The organism is Pseudomonas sp. SC11 (genome assembly GCF_047039205.1).
In the GTDB taxonomy this organism is placed as follows: domain Bacteria; phylum Pseudomonadota; class Gammaproteobacteria; order Pseudomonadales; family Pseudomonadaceae; genus Aquipseudomonas; species Aquipseudomonas boreofloridensis.
Map to the genome: position 1 here is coordinate 2,679,614 of NZ_CP178183.1, position 17,475 is coordinate 2,697,088.

Annotated in this window: 14 protein-coding genes and 1 pseudogene; 10 read left to right on the plus strand and 5 right to left on the minus strand. The window is 62.8% G+C overall.

Features of this window, described 5'->3' with window-relative positions; all coding sequences use genetic code 11:
* The first annotated feature begins 22 nt into the window (after positions 1–22).
* From ACK2SD_RS11920 to ACK2SD_RS11965, 10 genes and pseudogenes are all read left to right on the plus strand, one after another.
* The gene (locus tag ACK2SD_RS11920; RefSeq protein WP_205419323.1) at positions 23–1,426 is read left to right on the plus strand and encodes an LLM class flavin-dependent oxidoreductase; all 1,404 of its coding nucleotides are present in this window, start codon (positions 23–25) and stop codon (positions 1,424–1,426) included.
* A gap of 40 nt (positions 1,427–1,466) precedes the next feature.
* Positions 1,467–2,006, plus strand: coding sequence for a GNAT family N-acetyltransferase (locus ACK2SD_RS11925; RefSeq protein ID WP_037027336.1), 540 nt, complete (start codon positions 1,467–1,469; stop codon positions 2,004–2,006).
* Between the two features lie 427 nt (positions 2,007–2,433).
* On the plus strand, positions 2,434–4,068 hold the full coding sequence (locus ACK2SD_RS11930; protein ID WP_412462233.1) for an ABC transporter substrate-binding protein: 1,635 nt from the start codon (positions 2,434–2,436) through the stop codon (positions 4,066–4,068).
* Positions 4,065–5,057, plus strand: coding sequence for an ABC transporter permease (locus ACK2SD_RS11935; RefSeq protein WP_412462234.1), 993 nt, complete (start codon positions 4,065–4,067; stop codon positions 5,055–5,057). Before ACK2SD_RS11930 ends, ACK2SD_RS11935 begins: the two co-directional genes overlap by 4 nt.
* Positions 5,054–5,917, plus strand: a complete 864-nt coding sequence (locus ACK2SD_RS11940; RefSeq protein WP_412462235.1) for an ABC transporter permease — start codon at positions 5,054–5,056, stop codon at positions 5,915–5,917. Before ACK2SD_RS11935 ends, ACK2SD_RS11940 begins: the two co-directional genes overlap by 4 nt.
* A pseudogene (locus ACK2SD_RS11945) lies at positions 5,914–7,630 on the plus strand (dipeptide ABC transporter ATP-binding protein). Before ACK2SD_RS11940 ends, ACK2SD_RS11945 begins: the two are co-directional and overlap by 4 nt.
* A gap of 26 nt (positions 7,631–7,656) precedes the next feature.
* The gene (locus tag ACK2SD_RS11950; protein WP_116888326.1) at positions 7,657–8,865 is read left to right on the plus strand and encodes an acyl-CoA dehydrogenase family protein; all 1,209 of its coding nucleotides are present in this window, start codon (positions 7,657–7,659) and stop codon (positions 8,863–8,865) included.
* A 121-nt stretch (positions 8,866–8,986) separates the two neighbouring features.
* Entirely contained in the window at positions 8,987–10,351 is a 1,365-nt protein-coding gene (locus ACK2SD_RS11955; RefSeq protein ID WP_412462308.1) for an MFS transporter, read from the plus strand.
* Positions 10,352–10,502: 151 nt separating this feature from the next.
* On the plus strand, positions 10,503–11,015 hold the full coding sequence (locus tag ACK2SD_RS11960; RefSeq protein ID WP_029612008.1) for a GNAT family N-acetyltransferase: 513 nt from the start codon (positions 10,503–10,505) through the stop codon (positions 11,013–11,015).
* Between the two features lie 83 nt (positions 11,016–11,098).
* Complete coding sequence (locus tag ACK2SD_RS11965; RefSeq protein WP_029612009.1) at positions 11,099–12,922, plus strand: ATP-binding cassette domain-containing protein; 1,824 nt, start codon at positions 11,099–11,101, stop codon at positions 12,920–12,922.
* 53 nt (positions 12,923–12,975) lie between these two features.
* Here the strand turns inward: ACK2SD_RS11965 and ACK2SD_RS11970 are convergent, their stop codons facing one another.
* The 5 genes from ACK2SD_RS11970 to ACK2SD_RS11990 form a co-directional block, all read right to left on the minus strand.
* Positions 12,976–14,076 carry a sigma-54 interaction domain-containing protein gene (locus tag ACK2SD_RS11970; RefSeq protein WP_412462236.1) on the minus strand — a complete coding sequence of 367 codons (1,101 nt, stop codon included), beginning with the start codon at positions 14,074–14,076 and terminating at the stop codon, positions 12,976–12,978.
* 8 nt (positions 14,077–14,084) lie between these two features.
* On the minus strand, positions 14,085–15,272 hold the full coding sequence (locus ACK2SD_RS11975; protein ID WP_116888323.1) for an acyl-CoA dehydrogenase family protein: 1,188 nt from the start codon (positions 15,270–15,272) through the stop codon (positions 14,085–14,087).
* Positions 15,273–15,424: 152 nt separating this feature from the next.
* A complete protein-coding gene (locus ACK2SD_RS11980; RefSeq protein WP_412462237.1) occupies positions 15,425–15,826 on the minus strand; it encodes an ExbD/TolR family protein in 402 nt (133 codons plus the stop codon).
* 1 nt (position 15,827) lies between these two features.
* Positions 15,828–16,550, minus strand: coding sequence for a MotA/TolQ/ExbB proton channel family protein (locus ACK2SD_RS11985; RefSeq protein WP_412462238.1), 723 nt, complete (start codon positions 16,548–16,550; stop codon positions 15,828–15,830).
* Positions 16,551–16,637: 87 nt separating this feature from the next.
* Positions 16,638–17,453, minus strand: coding sequence for an energy transducer TonB (locus ACK2SD_RS11990; protein ID WP_412462239.1), 816 nt, complete (start codon positions 17,451–17,453; stop codon positions 16,638–16,640).
* Positions 17,454–17,475 lie beyond the last annotated feature (22 nt).

Consider the following 17,475-nt stretch of genomic DNA (forward strand, 5'->3'; position numbering starts at 1 on the left):
GAGCGTAAAAGCAGAGGCCGGAGTGCCCAAGCAACTGCACGTCAATCTGTTCGAGATGAACTGCGTCAGCCACATCGTGCATGGCCTGTGGGTGCACCCCGAGAATAACCGGCACCGCTTCAACGACCTGGATTACTGGACCGAGCTGGCGCAACTGCTGGAGTACGGCACGTTCGACGGCGTATTCCTCGCCGACGTCATCGGCACCTATGACGCCTTTCGCGGCAGTCCGGAAACCTCGCTGCGCGAAGGCATGCAGATCCCCAGCAACGACCCGCTTCTGGTGATTCCGGCGATGGCCGCAGTGACCAGGAACCTGGGCTTCGGCGCCACTTTTTCCACCACGTACGAGCCGCCGTTCGCCTTTGCCCGGCGCATGAGCACGCTGGATCACCTGACCAAGGGCCGAGTGGGCTGGAACATCGTCACCTCGTACCTGCCCAACGCGGCGCGCAACTTCGGCCATGACACGGAGGTGGTGCATGACCACCGCTACGAAATCGCCGACGAGTATCTGGACGTGCTGTACAAGCTGTGGGAAGGCTCGTGGGACGACGATGCGGTGATTCAGGACCGCGAAAAACGGGTGTACACCGACCCGGCAAAAGTGCGTTACATCGATCACATCGGCGAGCATTTCAAAGTGGCCGGTCCACACCTGTGCCAGCCTTCGCGGCAGCGCACGCCGGTGTTGTTCCAGGCCACCGGCTCACCGGCGGGTATCGAGTTCGCCGGGCGTCACGCTGAGGTGGTGTTTACGGGTGGCATCGATACCGCTGCGGTCAGGACCAATATTCAGGCGATGCGCAACAAGGCCATCGCCCATGAGCGCGATCCTGCGGGGCTTAAATTCATCGTCATGGCGGGGGTGATCGTCGGACGTACCGATGAGGAAGTCAGTCGCAAGCTGGACAGCTACCGCAAGCTGATGAGTGTCGAAGCCTCGCTGGCCCACGCTCAGGCGAAAATCGATCTCACCGCCTGGCCACGGGATACGTTGATCCGCGAGCTGATCGAGCGTCGGGTCGCAGGATGGGAAAGCCTGTCACGCTACAAGCCTGAATGGACGGTGGGCACGGTGCTCGCGCAGCTGGAAGGCTTTAACCGTGAACGTTTTTTCGTGGCGGGCACGCCGACCGTGGTGGCCGACGAAATCGAGAAATGGCTGGATGTCGATGGCATTGATGGCATCAACCTGCGCCAATACCTGAGCTTCGAAACAGCCCGTGACTTCATCGAACTGGTGATTCCTGAGCTGCGCCGTCGCGGGCGTTTCCGGGAGGGGTATCGCGACGGCGAAACCCTGCGCGAGCGCCTGTTCGGCGCCGGTCAGGCGCGCTTGCCAAACGACCACTACGGTGCCCGTTACCGCGACCCGGCTGCGTTGCATCTACCGGCGAAGCCGTTGCGCTTTCCGTCCGTGTAAGGGACGGTGTTCAGCATGAAAGGAGGCTCATCGAACCGGTATGACGGATCAACGTTTATTTGACGCTGCGCGTATACGTCCGGCGACACCGGACGATGCGCCGGCCCTGGCACAGGTTAACCTTCATACCTGGCAGGCGACGTACCGCAACCTGCTGTCGGATGGCTATCTCGATGCGTTGACCGCGCAAGTGGCAGAGCGCGCCGAAGTACTGCGTGACGCCATCGCACGCCACGCGTATTCGGTGTGGGTGGTGGAGCAGGGCGGCCGAGTGGTGGCGTGGGCGTCTTTTGGTCTCAGTCGCGATAAAGGAACGGCAGCCGATAGCGGGGAATTGCGTGCGATCAACCTGTTGCCGGAGGTCTGGGCGCAAGGGCTGGGCCGTCGTCTGTGGGAAACCGTGCGCGATCAGTTGCAGGCCGCCGGGTTCAATACAGTCACCGTGTGGGTGATTCCCGGTAACGCCCGGGCGGTCGGTTTTTATGAGGCGGTCGGGTTTGTCGAAGAGCCTGACACGGCCACCACAGTGATTGACCGGGGAGAGCCTTTGCCGTTGGTTCGTTATCGGATCGCGTTGTAACCGCCGCCCGACGGTTTTCCGCTTTCCAATCTGAGCAGGACGCTGTGGGAGCGTGGCTTGTCCCGCGATCTGCCGCGCAGCGGCAGCGAAACCAGAACATGTGGTGTGTCAGGTCAGCACAGTCGTCAGGGTTTACTGCCGCTACGCGCCAGATCGCGGGACAAGCCACGCTCCTACGCCTTCGGCAGAAGCGAATTGCGCAGCAAAGCCAGTCGCCTCGGTGTTTCGTGTTGATCACGACACTGTTGGCCACCCAACAGCAGCCTCACAGTTTGTCGCTTGCGCGCCGCACTTATCCCCCTAAAACCCCGTATCTACGGGCTGAAAAAACCGGCATGGCCTGTGCAATGGTCCTTGTCCCAGGACGAGAGGCATCAGGACCCATGCGAGAACCCGCTCTGTTTTTACGACCAGTAGCACGAGGTCGTTGTTCAAACCTTCATACCTGGCGAGCGTCGTTGCGGTGTGCAGCCTGTTGCTGGGCTGCGGACAAAACACCGCCTCGGTCACCCGCAGCGATCAACCGGTCAAAGGCGGCACCCTGGTATACGCCACTGACCGCGAACCGACTTGCCTTGACCCCCACGTAGCTGGGGACATGCCCCAAGTGTTCATCGGCCAGCAGTATCTGGACTCGCTGGTCTCGATGGATGCCGATGGACGCATTGGCCCATGGCTGGCAAAAAGCTGGGAGGTCTCGGCGGATGGTTTGTCCTACACCTTCCACTTGCGCAATGACGTCCACTTCACCGATGGCACGCCGTTCAACGCGGCGGCGGTCAAGGCCAACCTCGACCACATGGCCAACCCGAAAACCCAGTCCAGCACCGCTGGTGGTTACATTCGTCAGTACCGCAGCACCGAGGTGATCGACAACGACACCGCCGTGGTCCATCTGGCCACGCCTTACGCGGCGTTTCTCGAAGTGTTGGCCCAAGGGTTTTTGGGGATCGAATCGCCCACCGCGTTGCAGCGACCACGGGATGTCAACTGCGAAAGCCCGGTGGGCAGCGGCCCGTTCAAGGTGGTGCGCTGGGACCGGCAGAGCCAGGTCGAGCTGGTGCGCAATCCCGATTACCACTGGGCTCCACCGACCGCTAAACATCAGGGCCCGGCCTGGCTGGACCGGGTGATCTGGAAATTCATTCAAGAGCCGTCGGTGCGTTTCGCGTCACTGCAAGCCGGTGAGGTGGACGTGATCGAAGCCTTGCCGCCCGAGTCCCACGAAGCGGCCCGGCGCAACCCTGACCTGCAATTGCTTATTGCGCAGCGCCCCGGCAACCCCACCAATGGCACGCTGAACATCACCCGTGCGCCATTCAACGATATCAAGGTCCGCGAAGCGTTCGTGCGCAGCGCCGATATCGAGGGCGCGCTGAAGAGTGTCTATTTCAACGAGTTCCCCCGTGCTGGCGGTCCGCTCAGCCCGGCGACGCGCTTTTACAGCCCGGACTTCCAGCATGCGCAAGATTACGACCCTGCCAAGGCTGCACAGCTGCTCGACGAAGCCGGCTGGACCCAGCGCGACAGCGAGGGCTATCGGACCAAGGATGGCAAACGCCTGCGTGTCTACGTGGTCATGGGCAACCGCACACCGCCTTCGGAATACACGCTGTGGGAGCAAGTGCAGGCCACCACGCGGCAGGCGGGGTTCGAGTTGATCATCGATCAGATGAGCGACGTGTTGGCCACCAAGCGTCAGGCGGACTGGGATTACGACATTCGCTTGGGTTACTGGAACACCAACACCGCCGACGTGCTGCGCATCATCTTCGGCGCCGACTTCATCCAGCCCGCAGGCGTCGGTGGCTATCACCAGAACACCGCAGGTTACACCGACCCGGTATTCGAGGCGGCCGTGCAGCAGGCGCTGGTCACTCAAGATCCCGAGCAGCGCAAGGCCTTGTACTACAAGGTGCAGCAGATCGCCTCGAGCCAGTACCTGCAGTTGACGACGTACCCGCAAAGCACCCGATTGGGCATCTACAAGACCACTCAGGGGGTGCGCCTTGAACCGTCGCTGGCGGTGACTTACCTCTATGACGCATGGGTGAACAAATGAGCAGTGCTGCGTTGATCGATACGGCGGCCAATCCGCGCCGCGAGCGTTTACAGCAATTGGGACGCCGCGCCCTGTGGCGCCTGGGGGGCGGCATCCTGGTGCTGTGGGCAGTGGCAACACTGACCTTCTTTGCCTTGCGCCTGATGCCGGGCGATCCGGTGCAGGCCATTCTCGGCGGCCCCAGCGGGAACCCGACGCCAGAAACCATCGCCGAGGCAACCCGTGAATACGGTCTGGACAAACAGCTGGCGGTGCAATACGCGCTGTATCTGGGGCGCTTGTTGCAGGGAGATTTGGGGGTGTCCTATTCCCAACACCTGCCGGTCACCCGCGTGCTGGCCGAGCAGTCATGGCCGACGCTGGAATTGACGTTCTCGGCGCTGGCGCTGTCGTGGCTGTTGGTGCTGGCGTTGACCGTGCTCACGGCTGGCCGTCGTCGGCGCTTGAGCAGCCTGGCGTCGCTGGCCGAGACGGTGTCCGCTGCGTTGCCGCATTTCTGGCTGGGCATTCTGCTTCTGGCGGTGTTTGCGTTTGGCCTGCGCTGGTTCCCGCCCGCGGGCAGCGATGGCTGGCGCACGCTGGTGCTGCCATCGTTTGCCTTGGCGATCCCGCTGGCGGGATTCATCGCGCAGGTCACCCGTGAATCGCTGGACCTCACCCTGGAGCAACCGTTTGTGCTGACCGCGCGGACACGGGGACTGTCTGACGTCGCCGTGCGTTTCAAGCACGCGTTGCGCCACGCCGTGCTCCCCGGCATTTCGTTGTCGGGCTGGGCCATTGGCGCGCTGATCAGCGGCGCGGTGGTCATCGAAGTGATCTTTTCCCGCAAAGGGTTGGGCCGTCAGTTGTTCCAGGCCGTGCAGGCTCAGGATCTGCCACTGACCATCGGCATCAGTCTGGTGGTCGCCGCCGGGTATGTGCTGGCCAACATCGTCGTCGACCTGCTGTACCACTGGGTCGACCCTCGCCAACAGGGGAATGCGGCATGAGTGATTTGACCTTGAACACCCCGTTGCCCGCGCTGCGCGTGCAACGGACATCGCGTCGCCTGCGTGTGGGGCCGTTGCTGGCGGTGATCTTATTGTTGCTGGTGATCGTGGCCGCCATTGCGCCGCAGTGGTTCGCCCACAGCGACCCGCTGGCGATCGTCCCCCGCGATGCCTTCCACCCGCCGGGTTGGGCGCATTGGTTCGGCACCGACCAGTCGGGGCGTGACATCTTTTCGAGGGTGATTTACGGCACGCGACAGTCGCTGTTCATCGGTCTGGCGGCCACGGCCATCGCGATGAGCATCGCCATCGTGCTCGGCCTGCTCAGTGGCCTGGGCGGAGCCCGGATTGACCGCGCCGTGGGCTGGCTGCTGGAAGTGCTGTTCGCCTTTCCCAGCCTGATTCTGGCGCTGCTGTTCGTGGCGGTGTTCGGCAGCGGCATCGGCCCGTTGATCGTTGCGACCGGGCTGGGTGGCGCCCCCGGTTATGCACGCATGGTGCGTGGCCAGGTGCTGGCCGTGCGCAACGCCGGTTACATCGAGTCGGCGCGGGCGCTGGGCCATCCGCCGCTGCGCATCATTGCCCGGCAACTGCTGCCCAACGCCATGCGTCCGCTGATCGTGACCCTGACCATGGGCGTCGGCCAGGCGATCGTCTGGGCTTCGGCGTTGAGCTTTCTGGGGTTGGGTGCGCGGCCACCGGCGCCGGAGTGGGGAACCATGTTGTCCATGGGGCGTGACTTCATCGCCAACGCCTGGTGGCTGACGTTCTTCCCCGGCCTGTTCATCGTGCTGACCACGCTGTCGACCACCGTCGTCGGCCGTTACCTGCAACAACGCCTGGAGGGTCGCCTGTCATGAGTGCGGCGAAGCAATTGATCGTTGAAGGCTTGTCCATCGAATTCGCCGGGCAGTCAGTGGTGCGCAACCTGTCGTTCACCCTGGAACCGGGCAAGACGCTGGCGTTGGTCGGCGAGTCCGGTTCGGGCAAAAGTGTGACCGCCCGCAGTCTGATCGGGCTGGCTGGGGAGGGCGCCCGCGTCACGGCGCGCCGCTTGAGTTACGCGGGGCAGGACTTGCTGAGTTTGTCCGAACGTGGCTGGCGCGACCTGCGCGGCAAGGACATCGGTTTTGTGTTGCAGGATGCGCTGGTGTCGCTGGATCCGTTGCGTCCGGTGGGCAAAGAAATTCTGGAGGTGCTGGAAACCCACCGCTGGGGGGGATCGCGTCAGCTGCGCCGAACGCGTGATCGAGCTGCTGGAAACCGTGGGCGTCCCCGAACCACAACTGCGTGCCCGGCAACGCCCGGACCAGTTGTCGGGTGGTTTACGTCAGCGTGCCCTGATCGCCAGCGCGCTGGCGCTGAACCCGGGGCTGGTGATCGCCGACGAGCCCACCACTGCGCTGGATGCCACTGTGCAGGCACAGATTCTGGAGGTGCTGCAACAGATCAAGGCGCGTGGCGATTCGCTGCTGATCATCAGCCATGACCTGGCAGTGGTCGCGCAACTGGCCGATGAAGTGCTGGTGCTGCGCCACGGCGATGTGGTCGAACAAGGGCCGACAGATCAGGTCCTGCGCCATCCTCGTCATGCCTACACCCGGTCCCTGCTGGACGCCGTGCCCGCCGAACACGCGAGGGGCACGCGGCTTTCGCCGGACAGCGGGAGTGAGCCACTGACGCGGCTGTCACATCCCGATGCGCCCGTACTGCTGAAGGCGTCCGGGCTGGGCAAACGTTATATCGGTCCGGATCAGCAGGTTCGCCAAGTGGTCAATGGCGTCAGCTTCGAACTGCGCGCCGGACGCACGCTGGGCATTGTCGGCGAGTCTGGCTCCGGGAAAACCACTGTGGCACGCATTGCCTTGGGCCTGTTGGAGCCGGATGCCGGTGCCGTGCAGTTTCTCGACATCCCGTGGTCAGTGGCGGGCAAAGGGCGCATCGAGGAGCGAACCCGCCGTCTGCATCGTCGGGACATCAGCGTGATTTATCAGGACCCGCTCAGTTCATTCGATCCGCGCTGGAGCGTGGGACAGATTCTGGCGGATGCACTGGATGTCGCGGGCGTGCCGTTCGATCAGCAGCGGCCCCGTATCGCGCAACTGCTGCACCAGGTGCGCTTGCCGGTAGAGGTGTCGACACGTCGCCCGTTGCAATTGTCCGGCGGTCAGCGGCAGCGCGTGGCCATTGCCCGCGCCATCGCCAGTAACCCGAAAGTGATCATCTGCGACGAGCCGGTGTCGGCTTTGGACGTGTCGGTTCAGGCGCAAGTGCTGGACCTGCTGGCAGACCTGCAAGCCTCACTGGGCCTGGCCTATCTGTTCATCTCCCACGATCTGGGGGTGATTCGTCACGTCAGCGATGACGTGCTGGTGATGCGCCACGGTCAGGTGGTGGAGAGCGCTCCGGTCGACACGCTGTTCGATCACCCACAACACGAATACACCCGTCGCCTGCTTGGTGCGGTGCCACGGCTGCCGGGCGCGGGCAACGCACTGGTGGTGCCGCCGCTGGAACCGGAAAACCCGGCCTGGCTGTTCGACGAATCCCGTCTCTGGAAAATCGCTATCTAGCGCTGAATGCTGATGAAGGACTTCTCATGACTACGCTGTCTGCTGTCGCCAAACCCGCCGTGATCTCGGTGGAAGAACTCAACGCACGGCTCGATCGCCTGTTGCCGCAGATCGCGGCAGGCGCTGCGCAACGTGAGCGCGAGCGCCAATTGCCCTACGAAGCCGTGGCGCAACTGGCCAAGGCCGGGATATTCACCACGCGCATACCCACCCGTTACGGCGGAGCGGGTGGTGCGGTCAAGGACGTGATCGGGCTGCTGATTCGCATCGCCTCAGCGGACTCCAACGTCGCGCAGGCGCTGCGTCCCGGGTTTGGTTTTGTCGAAGGACTGCTGGCCTCTCGTGCCGAAGGCGCCGAGGCCGAGCGCGAGCGCTGGTTTGCCCGTTATCTGCAAGGTGCGGTGGTGGGCAATGCCGGTTGGGAGATTGGGGGTGCCAACGGTTCGGTCAGTGCGCGCATCGTACGCGACGGCGAAAACTATCGGGCCACAGGCAGCAAGTATTACAGCACCGGCTCGCTGTACGCCGACTGGGTCAGCGCGGTGGCGCTGGACGAAAATGAGCAACCGGTATCGTTCATTCTGCCCCGCGACCGTCAAGGGCTGGAGTTGCTGGACGATTTCGATGCCATGGGACAGCGCTTGACCGCCAGTGGCACCACGCACCTGCGCGATGTGCTGGTCAAACCCGAGGAAATCCGCACCCGCACCGTGGAGGAAGGCAAGCGCACCATCGTTACGCCGTTTCTGCAGGTGTTCCTGGCGGCCGTCGAGGCCGGGATTGCCCGCAATGCGTTGAACGACGCCGTGGACTTTGCCAACCACCATGCGCGACCGATCAAACACAGCACGGCCAGCCGTTCGGTGGATGATCCCTATGTGGAGCTGAGCGTGGGCGATGTCTCGGCCCGTGCATTCACCGCCGAAGCCGTGGTGCTGCGGGCTGCGGAATCCATTGACCGCGCCTGGGCGGCGGATCTGGATGCACAGGCGGTGGATCAAGCCGCCGTTGATGTGGCGCAAGCCCAGTACATCGCGGCCGAGTCGGCGTTGAAAGCGGCCGAGCTGGTGTTTGACGTGGGCGGTGCATCCACGACCGGTCGCAGCCATAACCTGGATCGCCACTGGCGCAATGCCCGCACCGTGGCCAACCACAACCCGCGTCAATGGAAGGCCGCTGCGGTAGGCGCCTGGCAGTTGAAAGGCACGCCACCGCCGACCTCCGGATTGTTCTGACGAGAGAGGCGGCATGGGCATCAATCAAAGGCTCGACACACGGGCCGACAATAACAGTGCCAACAGTGCCGAAGCGCTGCACGATCGGACTCAGAACGGCGCCCACCTGCGGCGGATTCCGATGATCATCGGGTGTGCGCTGTTCATGGAGCTGATCGACGCGACAGCGGTGCTCACAGCACTGCCACAGATGGCCCATGAGTTTGGCGAACCTAGCGTGCGCATGAACCTGGTGGTGTCGCTGTACCTGCTGGCGGCAGCGTTGTTCGTGCCGGTCAGCGGTTGGGCGGCAGACCGCTTCGGCCCGCGCCGGGTCTTCGTCAGCGCGATTGCGTTGTTCACCGCGGCGTCGGTGGCCTGTGCGTGTGCCGGGTCGCTGTTGCAGTTGTCACTGGCACGGCTGGTTCAAGGCGCGGCGGGCGCGATGATGGTGCCGGTGGGGCAGGTGATTTTGTTGCGCTGGTCATCGCGGGACAACCTGTTGCGGGCGATGTCTTACCTGACGATTCCGGCCCTGATCGGCCCGGTGCTCGGCCCGCCGCTGGGCGGGTTACTGGTGACGCTGCTGTCATGGCAATGGATCTTCCTGATCAATGTGCCGATTGGCGTGCTGGGTGTCTGGCTGGTGCGGCGTCACATCCCGGATTACCCCGGGGTGCGTGGTCAGCCGCTGGACGCTCCGGGCCTGTTGCTCAGCGGTCTGGGACTGGCAGGACTGGTATTCGGCTGTGAAGCCTTTGGCCACGGCCTGATGCCGCGTCCTTGGGCACTGTGCTTGGTTGCACTGGGCGGTATAAGTGCGGTCGGCTATGTTCTGCATGCCCGGCGCAGCGCGCACCCGTTGATCGATCTTTCACTGCTACGCATTCCCACATTCGGCATCACCTTCTGGGGCGGCAATCTGATGCGCATCGGCAGTGCGGCGCAACCCTTCTTGCTGGTGCTGCTGTTTCAACTGTGTTTCGGGCTCAACCCGCTGCAAGCGGGGCTGTTGAGCTTCGTCGGCGGCGCCGGGGCGTTCGTGATGAAACTGCTGGCGGTGCGCATCGTCAGCCGGTTCGGCTTCAAGCGCACCTTGATCGGCAATGCCTTGCTGACGGGGCTGACCCTCGCCGCCACGGGCCAGTTCGACGTCTCGACGCCGTATTGGGTCATCGTACTGGTGCTGTTCGTCAGCGGGGTCATTCGCTCGTTGCAGTTCAGCACCCTCGGCGCGCTGACCTACGCTGACGTTCCACCCGAACAGTCCAGCGGCGCCAGCAGCCTGTCGGCCATGAGCATTCAGCTGACCATGAGCGTTTCAGTGGGGCTGGCAGCCGCCTTGCTCAGCCTGATCATGGCGCTGCGTGGACATGCCACTGTCGTGCAAAGCGATGTGGCCTGGGTCATGGCGCTGGCAGGCGCGTTGTGCGTCGCGTCAGCCTTGGTCTATCAGCGCTTGTCGACCAGTGCGGGCAGTGCTGTGGTCGCCCGACGCCCGCGCTGAACTGTCGGCGTGACGACAGTGGTTGCACAGCCACTGTCCAGATTCCAGCTTTTCCGCGCCGTATTGGTGGGAAAACCCCGGAATACGGCCTTCTCAGGCTGGCACGATTCCTGATAACTGACAGTCTCTATCCCGTTCAGGAGCTTGTCCGATGATCCGTCCCGCCGTTCCGGAGGACGCTGCGGCGATTGCCCGTGTGCACATCCGCAGCTGGCAGCAGGCTTACCACGCCCTCATGCCCGAGGATTACCTGCGATCGCTGGACGACACGCTGGTACGGCGTACCGGCTACTGGCGCAGCACCCTCGACGAGGGTCGCGAGCAAGTGCTGGTCGCCATCGTCGAGGGACAAGTGGTGGGCTGGATCGCTTACGGCGCGAGTCGAGATGAGGATGCGATACCAGGCCACACCGGCGAAATCACCGCCGTGTACCTGCTGGCCGAACATTGGGGCACGGGAGTGGGTCGCGCGCTATGGATCGACGCTCGGGCCGCATTGATTGCCCGGGAATTTTCCACGCTGACCCTCTGGGTGCTCGCAGCCAACACGCGCGCCATCACGTTCTATCGCAAGGTCGGCCTGACTGCGGAGCCTGAATCGGCACGCAAGCTGAGCCGAGGCGGCCGCACACTGGAGGAAGTGCGCTACCACACGCCGCTCTGAGACCGCTTTACCACCGGGCAAGCCTGTCCATTCCTGCCTGAAAGCTGCGCGGCCACAGGCGTCATTCAGGAACGTTTACCGTCATGAGTTCGTCCTTTTCTTCCTTCGCGCCTCGAGACGTTCGGCTGCGCAACTGGAACGTCCGACAGTTGCCGGCAACCCCCGGCGCGTTCGTGCGCTTTTTTATCAACAACTTCAAAGCCTGGTATTTGGCGATTCTGGTGTTCCAGACCGCGGCGGTGGTCTGCGCGATTCTCATCCCCTACGGCTTGGGACAAATCACTCGCACCGTCAGCAACGGCCTGGATGCCGAGCAGGCATTCGCGGTCCTGCAATGGCCCCTGACCCTGTTCGGCGCCTTGCTGGTGTGCGAAGTGCTGTTCACCCGGGCGGCGGCAGGCTGTCATATTCACGTGCTGCCGTTGCAGCGGCGCACCGTGACCCATGTGGTGTACGCCTACCTGCAGCAACATTCCCACCGCTTCATCAGCAACGAATTCGCCGGTGCGTTGGCCCATCGGGTCTCCGAAGTCGCGCTAGGGGTGAACCAGACCCTGAGCATCTTGCTGTTCGACCTGATTCCGTTGTTGGTGACGTTGAGCCTGGCCACCGTGTTGCTGTGGACCGCGTCGCCTTTGATGGCGGCGTTCATGGCGGGCTGGTCAGCGCTGTTCATCATCGTGTGCTACCTGCTGGCCCGACGCAGCCATCCGTTGGCGCAGCAGTATTCGGCGGCGCGCAGCACCAGCTCGGGCAAGGTGGTGGACGCGGTATCGAACCTGGCCAACATCCGTCTCTTCGCCCGTCATGCGTTCGAACACAGTTATCTGGGCAGCTTTCTCGACAAGGAGGTCGCTGCGGCCTATCGATCGCTGGGCTACATGGAAAAGATCCGCTGGTTCCAGACCGGCTGCGGCGTACTGCTCAAGTTGGGCCTGCTGTTGCTGGCCCTGTACCTGTGGCGCACCCAGCGCATCGATATCGCCGCGTTTGTGATGTCCACCACCCTGTCGCTGCTGATCATCAGCGACGTCGGCAACCTGTCGCGGCGTTTTCTGGAGTTTTTCGAGGCCACCGGCAACATCTCCAACGGGGTGCGTACGCTGATCCGGCCTCATGAAGTGATCGACCGCCCCGGTGCCAAGCTGCTGCAGGTCAAGCACGGCGCCATTGAGTTTCGTGATGTGGGCTTCAGCTACGGCGGGGACCAGGCAATTTTCGAGCACTTGAACATCGTCATCCCGGTGGGGCAAAAAGTCGGTCTGGTCGGCTCATCCGGCTCAGGCAAATCGACGCTGCTCAGCCTGTTACTGCGTTTGTACGACGTGCAGAAAGGTGAAGTGCTGATCGACGGCGTGGACGTGCGCAGCGTCACTCAGCATTCGCTGCATCAACAGATTGGCCTCATTCCACAAGAACCGGGGCTGTTTCACCGCAGCATCCGCGAGAACATTCATTACGGCCGTCTGGACGCGAGCATGGATGAAGTCGCCGAAGCGATCCACCGCGCCGGTGCCAGCGAGTTCATCGAGGGCATGGAACAGGGCTATGAGTCGCTGGTGGGCGAGCGAGGCGTCAAGCTCTCGGGCGGCCAGCGGCAGCGGATCGCCATTGCTCGCGTGCTGCTGAAGAACGCGCCAATTCTGGTGATGGACGAGGCCACGTCGAGCCTCGACTCGATCACTGAGCGCTTCATTCAAGACAAGCTGGACGAAATCATGGAGGACAAAACCGTGCTGGTGGTGGCCCATCGGCTGTCGACGGTCGCGCACCTGGATCGGATTCTGGTCTTCGACAAGGGGCGTGTGGTGGAGGACGGCAGCCACGCGCAGCTGTTACGACAGGGCGGGCACTACGCACGGTTGTGGAATCAGCAGTTCAGTGACGAGTTGGGCGAAGCGGTGTGAAGAAAGCGTGGCCTTGAGTCGATGTCGAGACTCAAGGCCACGCGATGAGGCGTTCAGATCGACAGGTGCAAAGGGCGCTCGTCGAGCAGGGCCTTGGACGGACGGCGTTTGTTGACCTTCAGCTCGCCCAGGTTGATCAGCAAAGTGCGGGTCACATTGCGGCTCAGGCCCAGCAGTTCGGCGGTGTGCACCTGATTGTGGTGGCATAAACGGTAGGCCGCGCCGAGCAGAGTGCGTTCGACCTGCTCATGCAAATTGTCCACTTGCTCTTCGAACAGCCGTTGCATGGCCTGCTCCAGCAGATCCAGTGCCGACAGGTCCTGACTGGTCGGATCGTCTTGCCGTTCGATGCGCAGGTTGGACATGCGTAGATCGTCGCTGCGAATCACTCCATCCTTGCAGATCAGCAGGGTGTGATGGATCACGTTTTCCAGCTCGCGAATGTTGCCGGGCCAGCTGTAGCCGACCAGTTTGCGCTCGGCATCGGGGCTCAGCACGATTTCGCCGTAGTTCAGGCGCCGGCTGTAGCTATCGATGAAGTGACGCACCAGCGGGATGATGTCGCCGGGCCGTTCCCGCAGTGGGCTGAGGTCGAGATTGACCACGTTCAAGCGATAGAACAGGTCTTCACGAAAATGCCCGGCATTGATGGCCTTTTCCAGCTGCACGTTGGTGGCCGCCAGCACCCTGACGTTGATCGGGATGCTCTTGCGCGAGCCGAGCCTGACCACCTCTCGCTCCTGCAGCACGCGCAGCAGCTTGACCTGGATTTGCATCGGGAGGTCACCGATTTCATCGAGAAACAGGGTGCCGCCGTTCGCCTCTTCGAACCAGCCGGCCTTGGCACTCAGTGCGCCGGTAAAGGCGCCTTTTTCATGGCCAAACAGTTCGGCCTCGACCAGCGATTCGGAAAAGGCGCCGCAGTTCACCGCCACGAACGGCTGGCTTTTGCGGGCGCTGAGGTTATGGATATGGCGGGCGACCAATTCCTTGCCGGTACCGGTTTCGCCAATGATCAACACCCTGGCTTCGCTGGGCGCAACCTGCTGCAGGTGCTTGAGCAGCGCTTTGGACTTGGGGTCTTCAAAGACTTGCGCGGTGGCGCGGATCGACGTCGCCAGCGCGGGGGAGGGGGGGAGTGTCAGAAGATGCATGATGATCCCTATGAATAAAAGGTCGGGATGGGTGGGGTGCCGTTCAGTGCCCAGTCACCCAGCTCATGGAGTTTGTAATCCAGCGGGTCGTGCAGGCTCTGGGTGCGCAGGTTGCGCCAGTGCCTGTCCAGCGCCACTGAGGCGTGGGTGGCCCGGGCGCCGGTAACCTCGAAAACCTTGCTACAGAGTTCCAGGCCATTGCGGCTGGCGGCGACCTTGGCCGTGGCAATGGCGATGGCCACGGCGCCACGTTCTTCGCTGGTCAGCGCCGGACCTTTGGCCCAGGCATCGTCCAGCACCTGACCGGCACGTTCGACGAGCATGCGAGTGCTTTCCAGCCCGACCCAGAAGTCACCGTAATGGCTGAGCACGTAAGGGTCCTGCGTGTTGTTCTCCACGCCAGAGCGAAACCAGGGCCGGGTTTCCTTGAGCGTGTACTGGCGAGCTTCTTCAAAAGCGCCTTCGGCGATGCCGAGGAAAATGTTGGCGAAGTGCAGTTGAGCGATCAATGGACGCAAACAGGCGAAGGGCGTGCTCAGCGGGCCGGGATCGAGCAACAGATCGGACTCTTCAACGCGCACTCGCTTGAAGGTCACGCTGCCGCTGTCGGTCTGGCGCTGGCCCATGTTATGCCAGTCGTTGTGCAGGGTGATGCCCGTGCGGCCGCTGGGAATGGCCGCGATCAGCAGCTTGCCATCTGCCGCTTCATCGACTGCCGAAGCGATCAGCATTTCAGAATCATTGGCACCGGAGCAGAAGCTTTTCTGCCCGGAAAACTCGCGCCAGCCGTTGCGTCCTTTTGAGACGGTCCGGGTGTCCAGCGGGTTCAGGGTGTTGCCCCAGAACCAGTTGTGACTGGCGGTGAGCTTGAACCACGTCTGCCATTGTTCTGGCCGCGCGAACAGACGCACCGTGGCCAGCATCAAGTGATGGAAACCGAACACGTGACCGATGGAGCTGTCGACCCTGGCAAATTCCCGCACAACTTCGAACGTCTCCGACCATGACGCGCCCAGCCCACCCAGCGCAGCGGGAATGCTCAAGGCCAGAAGGCCACTTTGGCGCAGCCGGTCGCGTTCGGCCTTGGGCGTCCCCCCTTGGGCATCGCGGTCGACCGCGGTGCGGGCAAATTCACTCGCCAGTTCCCGAGCAATGTCCAATGGCGCTTTGCGAGCGTTTAAATAAGTGACAGTCACAGGGGATACCTCTTCCTTGGAGGCTAATGCAGATGCTTGATCAAGCGCATCCCTGTAGAAGCGCGCTTGCCGGTGTCAGGCGCCGCAGCAGCGTCTGATTGAACGCAATCGCGGGCAAGCGCGCTCCTACAATGGGAATACCCAGTGGCGCGCTACTTCGCCGTAATCACCGACAGCTTGGTAATCCCGGCCTTTTCAATCGAAGCCATGGCCCGCGCCACCTCGCCGTAATTCACGCCGTTGTCCGCCTGCAACTGCACGCGCACGTCAGCGTTTTTGTCCTTAGCGGCCTTGAGGTTGGTTTCCAGCAGGTCCGGCTGGACCTCGTCCTTGTTGATGAACAGCTTGCCCTTGTCGTCGATGCTCACCACCAGCGGGTCTTTCTGCTCGACCGGGGCGACGGATTCTGTCTTGGGCAGGTTGATCGGGATCGAGTTGGTCAGCAGCGGCGCGGTGACGATGAACACCACCAGCAGCACGAGCATCACGTCCACCAGCGGCGTGACGTTGATTTCGCTGAGCACCTCATCGCTGTCTTGGGTCGAGAAGGCCATATCAGGACGCCTCCTTCACTTTCTGACCGGCTGCGGTGGCGCCGGATTTGAGCACCGGATGCAGCAGCACGCGGAAGGCGTTTTTCTGCGCCAGGCTGTAGAAGTCATGGGCGAAGTCGTCGAGGTCGGCAGCGGTCAGTTTCAGGCGACGCAGAAAGTAGTTGTAAACCAGCACCGCAGGCACCGCGACGGCGATCCCGACGCCCGTTGCCACTAGCGCTGCACCAATGGGACCGGCCACGGTTTCCAGGCTCGCCGAGCCCGCCGCGCTGATGCCCTTGAGCGCCGACATGATGCCCCAGACCGTACCGAACAGGCCGATGAAAGGGGAAGTGCTGCCGATACTGGCGAGGATCGCGAGACCGGCTTCTAGCGATCGACGTTCGCGCACGATCTGCTGGCGCAGCGCGCGCTCCAGACGGTCCTGATGGTTGATCGAATGCGCCAGGTCGGTGGCTTGAGCACCTTCCGGCACCTGAATGGCGGCATAGCCTGCCAGCGCTACCCGCGCTGCGGCGCCGGGCCGGGTCTGTGCCAGTTCAGCGGCGGAATCAAGGCTTGAAGCCGCCCAGAATTGCTTGTGAAACTTTTTATCCTGCCCTTTGAGGCGGGCGAACTGTACGCCTTTGAGCAGGGCCAGGCCCCAGGTGGCGACGGAAAATACGATCAGCAACCAAATGACCGCGTGTTCAATGGATTCGAAAGGCGAAGCGATAAGGTTCATGTGAGGCACTCCAACAAGGCATGAAAATCGGTGTAGCGATGCGCCTTTTGTCAGGTAGCCCGCGGTGTAGCGAATCGGGTAAAGCGTTTAGTTCAGTTTGAAATCGATGGGTACGCTGACCCAGCCATCAATCGGGTCATTGCCCTGTTTGGCCGGGACGAAGCTCCAGCGCTTGACCGCTGCCAGCGCGGCGTCGTCGAGCTGATCGCGGCCGCTGCTTTTCTGGATCTGGATTTCACCCGGCTTACCGGTGGCCAGCACGTGAACCCGCAGTAACACGCTGCCTTCCCAGTTGCGGCGCATGGCCAGGGCCGGGTATTCCGGTGCCGGGTTGTGCAGGTAACCGGCGTTGGCCGAAGCGGGCGTCACCGGAGCAGGCGCGGGCGGTGCGGCCGGTGCCGGTGCCGGTGCGGCGACAGGTTGTGGCGGCGGTGGGGCCGGGGGCTGCGGCACAGGCTTGGCCACGGGTTTAGGTGGCGGTTTGATCACCGGTTTGGGCTTGGGAATCGGCTTGGGCGGCGGCGGCTTGGTGGCCAGTTCGTCCTCCACGGGAGGTGGTGGCTCCTCCGGTTGCACCACGGGTTCTGGCGGAGGAGGGGGTGGTTCCACCACGGGCGGCGCAGGCTGGGAAAACTCGATCGTCATCGGTGGGATTTCCGGCGGTACGACCGGCAAAACAGGCGTGTGCGAACTGTTGATCCAATAGATCACTGCGCCGTGCAATACCAGCGCGAAAATCCCCAGCAATGTCGCTTCACGACGACTAAGGACCCGCCCCGGTGAGGTGTGCAACTTCGACAGCGCCAAAGGGCCTCGATAGACCCGGCCCAGGTCGAGCAACTCGCCGCCCGGCGCCTGGCGCCAGAGCACATCCAGTGCGCTCGCTGTTTGGGCATTGGCCATTGATTAACTCCTGGCTGTTTAA